Source organism: Paeniglutamicibacter sp. (assembly GCF_046714615.1).
In the GTDB taxonomy this organism is placed as follows: Bacteria; Actinomycetota; Actinomycetes; order Actinomycetales; family Micrococcaceae; genus Paeniglutamicibacter.
In genome coordinates this window covers 1-10762 of the sequence record NZ_JBKKAP010000178.1, presented here as the reverse complement: position 1 = coordinate 10762, position 10762 = coordinate 1, and the positions used below count along the sequence as shown (strand labels likewise).

Genomic DNA, 10762 nt, shown 5'->3' with positions numbered 1-10762 from the left:
ATGATCCAGCGGGCAAGCATGTTCACCGCGAGGGTGATGACGAAGAGGATCAGGCCTGCAGCGATCAGCGTGCTCACCTTGAGGCCGGATGCTTCAGGGAAGTTCAAGGCGATCTCGGCGGCGATGGTCTGGTTGCCGGACTTGATCAGCGACGGGATCAACGCGCCGGTGGAGAGCACCAGGGCCACTGCCATGGTCTCGCCTAGTGCTCGGCCGAGGCCGAGCATGACCGCGGAGATGATGCCCGGGCGGGCGAAGGGAATCACCGACATGGTGATCATTTCCCAGCGCGTGGCGCCCAGGGCGAGCGCCGCTTCCTCGTGCAGCTTCGGGGTCTGCAGGAAGATTTCGCGGCTCAGCGAGGTGATGATCGGAAGCACCATCACGGCCAGCACGATACCCGCGGTGAGGATGGTCTTGCCGGTCTGCGAGGCCGGGCCGTCGAAGAGCGGGATGAAGCCGAGGTTCTCGGCCAGCCACTGGTAGCTGGGGACCAGCGCCGGGGCCAGCACCAGGTAGCCCCAGGCACCGTAGATAACCGAGGGGATTGCTGCCAGCAGGTCGATGACGTAGCCAAGGCCCGCGGCCAGGCGGCGCGGAGCGTAGTGCGAGATGAACAGCGCCACGGCGATGCCGACCGGCGTTGCGATCAGCAGGGCGATGGCCGCGGCGATCACCGTGCCGATGACAATCGGGAAGATGTAGGTGGCGAAGCCTTCGCCGCCGCTGACCAACGTGGGGTCGGCGGTGAATACGGGCAAGGCCTGGATAAGCAGGAAGACCGCTACCGCAAGGAGTGTTACGAGGATCAGGATGCCCGCGCCAAGCGCGGCACCGGAGAAGATCTTGTCTCCGGCTTGTCCCTTGGATCCGCTGCGCCGTAGCGCGTTGGTAGTCATATGGGTGAGCCTTAGGATGTTGAGCGAACGGCTATGGGGGATCGAACTGCCGTTCGCGCTGGGATGGTGGAGGGGGTCAAGTCAGATGCTACTGCGCCTTCCGGGGATATCGAAGCAAGACATCGATATCCCCGGAAGGCAATTTTGCAAGTTAGGAAGCGACCTTGATCGAGTCAACCGACTTGATGGCGGCTTCACTCATCTTGGCGGACAGCGGGGCGTTGCCGGCGGAGCCTGCAGCTTCCTTCTGGCCGGCGTCGGAGAGCACGTACTCGCCGAAGCTCTTGACCAGGTCAACCGTGGCCTGGTCCTTGTAGGTGGAGCAGAACACGTGGTACGAAACCAGGATGATCGGGTAGGAACCCGACTCGGTGGTGTCGCGCTTCAGGTCCAGGGACATGTCCAGCGCGCCGCGGCCTTCGACCGGGGTGGCTGCCTCGACGCCCTTGGCTGCTGCCTCGGGGGAGATCTCGGTGAATTCTTCGCCGACCTTCACGTTCACGGTGCCGAGCTTGCCGACGGCGGAGAAGTCGGCGTAGGTGATTGCGCCCTCGGTGGCGGTGGTGGTTGCCACAACGCCGGAGGTGCCCTTGGCGTTTTCGCTGGCGAGGTCCTTGGGCCAGTCACCGGAGACGTCGTAGGTCCAGACGTCCTTCGCGGCAGCCGCGAGGTAGTCGACAAAGTTCTCGGTGGTGCCCGACTCGTCGTTGCGGTGCACAACGGTGATCGCGGTGTCAGGAAGCTCCACACCATCGTTGGTCGCGGCGATGGCCGGGTCGTTCCACTTGGTGATTTCGAGCTTGAAGATCTTGGCGATGGTGGCTGCATCAAGGTTCAGGGTCTCAACGCCCGGCAGGTTGAAGGCAACCGCGATCGGGGAAACGTAGGCAGGAACGTTGAAGGCACCTTCGGGGCCGCAAACTTCCTTGGAGGACTCGATCTCTTCGTCCTTCAGGTAGGCATCCGAGCCAGCGAACTGTGCGCCGCCTGCAAGGAAGGCCTTGCGGCCTGCGCCGGAGCCATCCGGGGAGTACTGGACCATGGTGCCGGCGTTGGCGGCTTCGAAGCCGGCCTTCCAGGCTTCCATGGCGGACTTCTGCGAAGAAGCACCGCTGCCGGTCAACGTGCCGGTGACTGCGCCCGCGGCGGAGCCGCTGGTCGAGGCATCCGTGCCGGCCGTTGCGGTCGGGCTGTCGGAACCGCAGGCGGTAAGGGCCAGTGCGGCAACGGTAAGAACAGCAGCCGCGCTGCCAATGCGATGAAGCTTCACGAGTAATCCTCTTTCAAATGCCTGAGTGATGGAACGAATCGTCATGATTCGGTCCCCTGCGATGCACACCCCGGCACATCGCTTCAATACGAAGTTATTCCCCGGAGGTAACCAGTGGCTCCGATGAAGGTGAACGCAAGGTGAACAAGGGCGTTTCGACCCAGTGTTTCGCGTCACGATTAACACTTGTGAGTGGTATGCCCGTGCCGTGACAGACTGGTGCCCATGGGTATCGGATCATCTGCCGGCGGCGCGTGGTCGTTCGTCATGCGCCGCAACCGGGTTGGCGTGCGCCGCGTGGGAACCTCGTTCCCCAAGATCATCCAGATGACAGTCTCCGCGGTGCTGGCCTACTGGATTGCCGAGCAGCTTCTGGGGCACGTCGACCCGATCTTTGCCGCGACCAGCGGGCTGCTGGTGCTCGGATTCGGCACGGCGACCACGGTGCGCCGCTCCATGGAGGTCGCCATTGGCTGCACCCTGGGCGTGGCGGTCGGTGATTTGTTGCTGACGCTGCTCGGAAGCGGCCTGTGGCAGGCGGCCCTTGTCCTTTTCCTGTCGCTGGTGATTGCCAGGTTCCTGGATTCCGGCCCCATCTTCTCCACCCAGTTGGGATTGCAGTCGGTGCTGGTGGTCCTGCTGCCCATCGGGGCCGCGGGCCCGTTCAGCCGTTCCATTGACGCGGTGGTCGGCTCCCTGTGCGGCCTGTTGATCATGATGGTGTTTCCCCGCGACCCGCGCCGCACGCCCACTGCCGAGCTGGGCAAGCTGTTGGCCGAGCTCGCCGGCATCCTGCACGAATGCGGGCGCGCCGTGAGCGCCTCGGACACCACCCTGGCATTCCACGCGCTGGTCCGCGCCCGGGGAACCCAGCAGCTTATGGACTCACTGCCTGCGGCCCTGAACATGGCCCGCGAGGTGGCCACCCTGGCCCCGGCACACCGCCGGCACCGCTCGGACCTGGACCGGTTGAAGGTCACGGCGGAGAAGACCGATCTGGCGGTGCGCAACGCCCGGGTCCTGGCCCGGAGGCTGACCACCGTGATCACCCATGGCGCCCTGACCGACCACGGGGTCGAGTCCGTGGCAAGCCTGTTGACTGAACTCGCAGAGGCCGTCAACGCCCTTGGCTATGCGGTGCTGGAGACCAAGGAATCCGGTTACCGAAAGGCGGTGGGGCGGGCTCGACGCGAGCTTGCCGAATGCGCGGCCCGGCTGGATCCCACGACCCTCCAGGTCAGCGGACTGCAGGGCGAGGGCATGGTGCTGCTGCTGCGCCCGCTGGTGGTTGACCTGCTCGAGGCCACCGGCACCAGCCATGAGGAAGCCGTGGCCCTGCTGCCGCGCCTGTAGCGTAAACAGCCGCCGCGCAGCCAAAGCGTGGGTACCGGGCGCTAGCATCTAGGACATGGCAAAGAGCACCCGCACCAAATCCTCCCCCGCTTACCGCTGCGCGGAATGCGGGTGGAGCGCCGTGAAATGGGTGGGTCGCTGCGGCGAATGCCAGGCCTGGGGCACCGTGGAGGAAATGGGCGCCGTCACCGCCAAGACCACCGCCGCCACCAGCATTGCCGTCCCGGCACAGCCCATCGGGGAGGTCGATGCCAGCGCCGCCTCCTACCGCACCAGCGGCGTGGAGGAACTGGACCGTGTGCTCGGCGGCGGGCTGGTCCCCGGCGCCGTCATCCTGCTGGCAGGGGAACCCGGGGTGGGCAAGTCAACGCTGCTGCTGGACGTGGCCGCACGCGCCGCACGAACCGACCGCACGGTCCTGTACATCACCGGCGAGGAATCCGCCGCCCAGGTCAAGGTCCGCGCCGAACGCATCGACGCCATGGCCGACACGCTCTACCTCACCGCCGAAACCGACCTGGGCATTGCGCTGGGCCAGGTGGAAAAGATCGACCCCGACCTGCTGATCATCGACTCGGTGCAGACCCTGGCCTCGGGCGAGGTCGACGGCACCGCCGGCGGCGTCTCCCAGGTCCGCGAGGTCGCCGCCTCCCTCATCAACGCCGCCAAGCGCCGGAACATGACCACCATCCTGGTAGGCCACGTCACCAAGGACGGCTCGATCGCGGGGCCCCGGCTGCTCGAGCACCTGGTGGACGTGGTCTGCCAGTTCGACGGCGAGCGCCATTCCCGCCTGCGCCTGCTGCGCGCGCTGAAGAACCGCTACGGCCCCACCGACGAGGTTGGCTGCTTCGACTTGACCGAGGCCGGCATCGAGGGCCTGGCCGACCCCTCCGGGCTCTTTGTCACCCGCACCAAGGACCCGGTTCCCGGCACCTGCATCACCGTCACCCTCGAGGGCCGACGGCCCCTGGTGGCCGAGGTTCAGACCCTGCTCTCACGGGCCACCAGTGCCATCCCCCGCCGTGCCACCAGCGGCCTGGATGCAGCGCGCACCCAGATGATCCTGGCGGTGCTCCAGTCCCGGGCCAAAATGGAGCTCGGCGGCCTGGATTCCTACGTGGCCACCGTCGGCGGGGTCAAGCTCAGCGAACCTGCCACCGACCTGGCCACCGCATTGGCACTTGCCTCCTCCATGCACAACCACCCGCTGCCGCCGCAGTTCGTGGCCTTCGGCGAGGTCGGCCTGGCCGGCGAGGTGCGCCCCGTACCGGAGATCGGGCGCCGGATCATCGAGGCCGAACGGCTGGGCTTCCGCTATGCCATGGTGCCCGCCTCCCCGCAGCCGCCGAAGAACATCCCGGACTCGATCCGGGTCTTTACCGTCTCCTCCGTGCACGAGGCGCTCGACATCGCCTTCGAGCAACGCGTCAAAACCGGGTAATCCCTGTTCTTTCGGTAACAAAGGGGTACCGAAGTCGCCTCCCCAAGCGCATTTTCGGGCTTGGCGGGTCCACCTTGGCCATACCATAGGTAGTAGTCACCCCTTGGAAGGAACTCGCCCATGTCGAAGAGCCCCGAAGGTGCCCTGCGCGCCACCCTGGCCCGTGTCGCACCCGGAACGGAGCTGCGCGACGGCCTGGAACGCATCCTGCGCGGCCGCACCGGCGCGCTGATCGTGCTGGGGCACGACAGGGTCGTGGACTCGATCTGTTCCGGCGGCTTCGACATCAACATCGCCTTCTCCCCCACGCGCCTGCGCGAACTGGCCAAGATGGACGGGGCCATCGTCTGCGACAGGGACGGCTCCAACATCCTGCGCGCCGGGGTGCAGCTGGTCCCCGACCACACCCTTCCCACCCAGGAGTCCGGCACCCGCCACCGCACCGCCGAACGCGTCGCCATCCAGACCGGCTTCCCGGTCGTTTCCGTCTCACAGTCGATGCACATCATCGCCCTCTACGTCCAGGGCATCCGCTACCTGCTCGAGGGCTCCGAACCGGTGCTGGCCCGCGGCAACCAGGCCCTGGCCACCCTGGAACGCTACCGCTCGCGCCTGGACCAGGTCACCAGCGCCCTCTCGGCTGCGGAGATCGAGGCGGTTGTCACCGTCCGCGATGTCGCAGCGGTGCTGCAGCGCCAGGAAATGGTCAGGCGCATCTCCGAGGAGATCGCGCAATACGTGCTCGAGCTCGGTGCAGACGGGCGACTGCTGGCGCTGCAGCTCGACGAGCTCTCCGCCGGGCTCGGCCCCGGCGCCGACCTGCTGCTGAAGGACTACTCCACCCTGGGCGGCGAGGAACTGGACATCGAGGCGGCGCTGAAGAAGCTGCAAAGCCTCGATTCCACCGACCTGATCGACCTGGGCAAGTTCGCCGCCATCCTGGGCATCAACCCCGGCATCGATTCGCTCGAGGCAGTTGTCACGCCCAAGGGCCACCGGCTGCTGGCCGGCATCAAGGCGGTGCCGCGGGCCGTGGCCGACCGGTTGGTCAACAACTTCGGCGGCCTGCAACGCCTGATGGCCGCCAACATCGAGGACCTGATGGCGGTGGACGGGATCGGCGACCAGCGGGCCCGCACGGTGCGCGAGGGCCTGTCCCGCGTCGCCGAGTCGTCCCTGCTCGACCGCTTCATCTAGGAACCACCTACCCGCCGCCGAGCGGAGCGGCTACCGCAGCTCGAACCTCGCGGTCTCGCTGCTCACGTTCCCCAGCTTCGCGCTGAAGCCGTAGGTTCCCGGACGCGGCTTGGCTGCGACGAACTTGCAGCCCGGGGCGCTGCGCACCCGGGTCCAGGTGAAGCGGGCGGTTTCGCTGGCGCCCGGCTTGACCGTGATTTCGGTGTCGGTGGGATCCTCCACGCAGTCCGAGGTGGAGAAGATCCGGTCCGCGCCGCTCATGACGGAGAAATCCTGCTGGCTGGTGCCCACATTGACCATGCAGTCGGTCGTCCCCGCGTTCTTGATGGTCATCACCAGCACCGGGTCCTCCGCCGGCCCATGCGTGACCTGCGCGGTTGATGCGGTCACGACCACATCCCCCTCGAGACATCCAGGGGTTTCAGCGGAAGGCTCCGTGGACGGGACCCCGGATGCCTGCGGGGAACCCGCGACCGTCTGGCTTGCCGCCGGGTCCGCCGGGGCCGCGCCCGGGTCGGAGGGGCGCAGCAGCGAGGCGATGCCGAATCCCGCCCACGTCAAAAGCCCGACGAGAACGAGCGTGGCGATGAGCACCGCGAGTCGACGACGCCGATAGACCCGTGCGGAGGGGCGGGTGGAACGGACCTGCTTTTGTGCCATACCTCAAGGCTACGAAGCCATTGCTTCCGCGGTCGACTCCCACGCCGCCAGCTAGAGTGATATCGCCAGCATTTGCCCCGAAACGCAAAGGATCGCCCCCACCGTGCCCCACCCCGACCTGGAGAAGATCCACCACGACATCACCGCGTGGTATTCCGCCAACGCACGCGATCTGCCGTGGCGCGGCCCCGCGGCCGACCCGTGGGCGGTGATGGTCTCCGAGTTCATGCTCCAGCAGACCCCGGTGGTGCGGGTGCGCCCGGTCTGGGAATCCTGGATGGAGCGGTGGCCCACCCCCGCGGCGCTGGCGGCCGAGCCGGTCGCCGAAGCGGTGCGGGCCTGGGGGCGCCTGGGATATCCGCGCCGCGCCCTGCGTCTGCATGCGGCTGCAGTGGTCATCACCGACGAGCATGGCGGGAAGGTCCCGGGAACCGAGGCCGAATTGCTCGCGCTGCCGGGCATCGGCACCTATACGGCCGCGGCCATCGCATGTTTCGCCTTCAAGGTCCCCACCGTGGTGGTGGACACCAACATCCGCCGCGTCCATGCCCGTCTGGTCAGCGGCCGGGCGCTGCCCGAACAGAACCAGAACGCCGCGGAACTGGCGCTGGCCGCACGATTGCTGCCCGCCGCGGGGCCGGGCGACACCGTCGGCACGGCGCTGGCCAACGACTGGAACATCGCGGTGATGGAGCTCGGTGCGCTGGTGTGCACGGCACGCTCCCCGCGCTGCGAGGACTGCCCGGTCCTCAACCAGTGCGCCTGGATCGCCGCCGGGCGCCCCGAGCCGCACTACAAGCCCAAGGGCCAGCCGTGGCACGGAACCGACAGGCAGGTGCGCGGGGCCATGATGGCGGTGCTGCGGCATTCGCCGGGTCCGGTGAACCGGGAAGAGCTGCTCGGGGCCCCGGATCTGGCGGTCGTGGCAAGCAAGCCGAGGATCACCGTCTCCGCCCGGCAGGGAGACCCTGCCCATGAGGCGTGGGTGACCTTGCATGCGCTCCCCGCCCTCGCCGAACAGCGCGAGCGGGCACTGGACTCGTTGTTGGCAGACGGGCTCGCCCAGCAAGGTGCGACCGGCATTCGCCTGCCGCGCTGACCGGGCCTTGCCGGACATGGGCCGCGGCAGGCGACTGCATCGTCAGCCGGCGGGCGGGAAGAGCATCGTTCCGGCGGCCGAAACCACCAGGATCACCAGCGTTGCCAGGGCCGCGAGCACCAGCGAGCGGCTGCCCGAACGCATCAGGCTCTTGAGGTGGACGCCAAGTCCGAGCCCGAACATCGCGGCGGCGAGCAGGAAGGTCTGGGCCACCTTGGCCGCATCCAGCAACCCCTCCGGCACGAAGCCGGTGGTGCGCAGCAGCATCATGGCAATGAATCCGAGGACGAACAGCGGCACCAGCGGCGGCTTCTTGGCATCCGTCACGTCATGCTTCTTGCGCATGTAGATGCTCACGCCGGCCACGATGGGGGCCAGGGTGACCACGCGGGCGAGCTTGACCGTCACGGCCACGGCCAGGGCGCTGGAGCTGACCGCGCCGCCTGCGGCGACCACCTGGGCCACCTCATGCGTCGAGGCGCCGATGAACATGCCGATGGCCTCATCGTTCATGCCCATGAGTGAGCCGAGCGCGGGGACGATCGGGATCATCAGGGTGCCGAAGAGCACCACCAGGCCGATGGCCGTGGCCACCTGGTCCTGCTTGGCCTTGGTCGCGCCTTCGGTGGCCGCCACGGCGGCCGCGCCGCAGATGGAGAAGCCGGCGGCGATCAGCAGGCGCTGCGGCAGTTCAATGTCCAGCCACTTGCCGATGAGCATGGCGGCACCAAAGGTCACGCCGACGCTGAGCAGCACCACCAGCAAGACCCCCGGACCGAGGCCCAGGATCTGGGAGAGCGAAAGCTGGAGACCCAACAGCACGATGCCGGTGCGCAGCAGCCTCTTGGAAGACACCGTCACCCCGGGCATCAGGATCGCAGGGACATTCATCGTGTTGCGCCATATCGCGCCAAGCAGGATGGCAATCAGCAGCGGGCTGGCCCCGGGCAGCAGCTTGGCTGCGGCCAATGCGATCGCCCCGCCGATGATGCAGGCAACCAGGCCGGGCAGCAGGCGGCGGAACCCCGAATCGGGGCCCGGTGCCTGAGCCGGCTCCACGGCTTTCGGCGCCGGAATGGTCCTCCGGGATTCGAGTGATATGTCTTCTTTTCGCATACTACGACGTTTTCACGCCCGGTCCGTCACGGGTAGACACAGCCTGACCATCACGGACATATGATGTTGATATGGATGGAATCGTTGACCACACACCCCGGATTGAGCATTGGATACAAATGTCCTCGCTCGCGCTGCTGGTCGGTATTGCCGACCACGGCAGCCTCAGCGCCGGCGCCCGCTCCGTGGGAATGGCCCAGTCGAACGCGACGCGGGCAGTGAAGACCCTGGAACGGCGCCTGGGCTATCCGTTGCTGACCCGTGCCACCACCGGGTCGAAGCTCACGCAGGAAGGGGCCTTGACCGTCGAATGGGCGCGCGAAGCGCTCCAGAGCCTCAACACCCTCTGGACCGGCGCGCAGGCACTGGCCGCCCCGGCGGACAGGGAATTCACGTTCGCGGCCAGCATGACGGTGGCCGAGCACCTGGCGCCAACGTGGATCGGCCGCCTGCAGGAGGCCGACCCGCACATCAAGACCAGGCTGCGCGTCATGAACTCGAGTGAGGTCATTGCCGTGGTGCAGAACCGGGACGTCGCACTCGGATTCGTCGAGACCCCGGATGTCCCCCCGCAACTGTCCTCCGCAACGGTATGGACCGACGAGCTGGTGCTCATCGCCCCGCACGGCCACCCCTGGGCCACCCGCAATGAACCCGTCACCCTCCAACAGGTGGCGACGACGCACCTGGTGGAACGCGAGGCAGGTTCGGGGACCAGGGCCTTCCTCGACGAACGCGTCGGCACGGCAAGGGCCACGCCCATCGTGGAGTTCAACAGCAACTCGGCCATCTGCCAGGCGGTCTCCGCCGGCATGGGCCCGGCAATGCTGAGCCGGTTGGCCGTGGAAAACTCCCTGCGCATGGGCAGCTTCGTCGACGTGCCCCTGCGCGAGGGAAACCTGGTGCGGAACCTGCAGGCCATTTGGCGCGGATCCGCCACGCTGCAGGGACCGGCGGCCATGTTGCTGGACATCTGCGCGCAGGCCCAGTCAGGGCGCTGAACCGCAGCCAGTTTCCGTGGGGCATCGATCCGCGAGGGGACGGCGCGTGGGCCCCTGTCCAGGAATCCCGCGGCCGGATCGACTGCTCAGAGGTTGGTAATCATCCGGGTGTTGCCCAGCGTATTGGGCTTGACCCTCGCGAGGTCCAGGAATTCCGCCACGCCCTCATCGGTGGAACGCAGGAGCTCGGAGTAGACCTCCGGGTCGACTGCGCTTTGCTCGGCCATCACCGTGAACCCGTTGCGCAGGAAGAAGTCGACCTCGAAGGTCAGGCAGAAGACCCGTGAGACGCCCAGATCGCGCGCCTCGTCGAGCAACTTCGACAGCAGCCGGTGCCCCACGCCGTGGCCGCGCCAGGCCGAATGCGTGGCCAGGGTGCGGACCTCAGCGATGTCTTCCCACATGACGTGCAGTCCGCCGCAGCCGATGACATTGCCGTCGGCGTCCTCGGCGACGAAGAATTCCTGCAGGTTCTCGTAGTAGGCGACCGCTTCCTTTTCCAGCAGCACGCGGTCCTCGGCCAGCGGCCTGACAAGGTCGCGGATGCTTTTCACATCACTGGTCTTCGCACGCCTGACGGTAAAGGATTCCATTCTTGTATCCTATGCCCGGCGCCTGCGCCCGCCGTGAATTGTGTAGCCGCCCCCGGGGCGCATTGACGCAAAAACGCCTGGGGCCGGCCTACTTTTGGTATGCGCCCCCCCCGGCGAATTTCATGTTTCG

The 10762-nt window shown here is 67.1% G+C and carries 10 protein-coding genes; 5 read left to right on the top strand and 5 right to left on the bottom strand.

Annotated features, from left to right (window positions below):
* A partial coding sequence (gene pstC / locus ACLQ7E_RS20835) for a phosphate ABC transporter permease subunit PstC (protein WP_411734493.1) occupies nucleotides 1-899 on the bottom strand: 899 nt, incomplete at its 3' end.
* 151 nt (nucleotides 900-1050) lie between these two features.
* On the bottom strand, nucleotides 1051-2169 hold the full coding sequence (pstS, locus tag ACLQ7E_RS20830; RefSeq protein WP_411734492.1) for a phosphate ABC transporter substrate-binding protein PstS: 1119 nt from the start codon (nucleotides 2167-2169) through the stop codon (nucleotides 1051-1053).
* A gap of 225 nt (nucleotides 2170-2394) precedes the next feature.
* Between pstS and ACLQ7E_RS20825 the strand changes: the two genes are divergently transcribed.
* From ACLQ7E_RS20825 to disA, 3 genes are all read left to right on the top strand, one after another.
* Nucleotides 2395-3522, top strand: a complete 1128-nt coding sequence (locus ACLQ7E_RS20825; protein WP_411734491.1) for an FUSC family protein — start codon at nucleotides 2395-2397, stop codon at nucleotides 3520-3522.
* Nucleotides 3523-3577: 55 nt separating this feature from the next.
* The gene (gene radA, locus ACLQ7E_RS20820) at nucleotides 3578-4966 is read left to right on the top strand and encodes a DNA repair protein RadA (protein ID WP_411734490.1); all 1389 of its coding nucleotides are present in this window, start codon (nucleotides 3578-3580) and stop codon (nucleotides 4964-4966) included.
* Between the two features lie 120 nt (nucleotides 4967-5086).
* A complete protein-coding gene (disA, locus tag ACLQ7E_RS20815; protein ID WP_411734489.1) occupies nucleotides 5087-6163 on the top strand; it encodes a DNA integrity scanning diadenylate cyclase DisA in 1077 nt (358 codons plus the stop codon).
* Between the two features lie 30 nt (nucleotides 6164-6193).
* On the opposite strand, the gene ACLQ7E_RS20810 is transcribed toward disA, so the two are convergent.
* Complete coding sequence (locus tag ACLQ7E_RS20810) at nucleotides 6194-6823, bottom strand: hypothetical protein (RefSeq protein WP_411734488.1); 630 nt, start codon at nucleotides 6821-6823, stop codon at nucleotides 6194-6196.
* Between the two features lie 103 nt (nucleotides 6824-6926).
* Between ACLQ7E_RS20810 and ACLQ7E_RS20805 the strand changes: the two genes are divergently transcribed.
* Nucleotides 6927-7922, top strand: coding sequence for an A/G-specific adenine glycosylase (locus ACLQ7E_RS20805; protein WP_411734487.1), 996 nt, complete (start codon nucleotides 6927-6929; stop codon nucleotides 7920-7922).
* A gap of 42 nt (nucleotides 7923-7964) precedes the next feature.
* On the opposite strand, the gene ACLQ7E_RS20800 is transcribed toward ACLQ7E_RS20805, so the two are convergent.
* Nucleotides 7965-8981, bottom strand: a complete 1017-nt coding sequence (locus ACLQ7E_RS20800; protein WP_411734486.1) for a YeiH family protein — start codon at nucleotides 8979-8981, stop codon at nucleotides 7965-7967.
* A gap of 176 nt (nucleotides 8982-9157) precedes the next feature.
* Between ACLQ7E_RS20800 and ACLQ7E_RS20795 the strand changes: the two genes are divergently transcribed.
* Nucleotides 9158-10039 (top strand): LysR family transcriptional regulator, encoded by an 882-nt coding sequence (locus tag ACLQ7E_RS20795; protein ID WP_411734485.1) that lies wholly within the window; start codon nucleotides 9158-9160, stop codon nucleotides 10037-10039.
* A gap of 86 nt (nucleotides 10040-10125) precedes the next feature.
* Here ACLQ7E_RS20795 and ACLQ7E_RS20790 read toward each other — a convergent pair whose 3' ends face one another.
* Nucleotides 10126-10632, bottom strand: a complete 507-nt coding sequence (locus ACLQ7E_RS20790; RefSeq protein ID WP_411734484.1) for an amino-acid N-acetyltransferase — start codon at nucleotides 10630-10632, stop codon at nucleotides 10126-10128.
* Nucleotides 10633-10762: the final 130 nt, after the last annotated feature.

What these genes read in the sequence shown, in the direction of transcription:
- ACLQ7E_RS20825 (WP_411734491.1), top strand. Translation starts at nt 2,395, where the DNA reads ATGGGTATCGGATCATCTGCCGGCGGCGCGTGGTCGTTCGTCATGCGC.
- ACLQ7E_RS20790 (WP_411734484.1), bottom strand. Translation starts at nt 10,632, where the DNA reads ATGGAATCCTTTACCGTCAGGCGTGCGAAGACCAGTGATGTGAAAAGC.
- ACLQ7E_RS20810 (WP_411734488.1), bottom strand. Translation starts at nt 6,823, where the DNA reads ATGGCACAAAAGCAGGTCCGTTCCACCCGCCCCTCCGCACGGGTCTAT.
- ACLQ7E_RS20795 (WP_411734485.1), top strand. Translation starts at nt 9,158, where the DNA reads ATGTCCTCGCTCGCGCTGCTGGTCGGTATTGCCGACCACGGCAGCCTC.
- disA (WP_411734489.1), top strand. Translation starts at nt 5,087, where the DNA reads ATGTCGAAGAGCCCCGAAGGTGCCCTGCGCGCCACCCTGGCCCGTGTC.
- radA (WP_411734490.1), top strand. Translation starts at nt 3,578, where the DNA reads ATGGCAAAGAGCACCCGCACCAAATCCTCCCCCGCTTACCGCTGCGCG.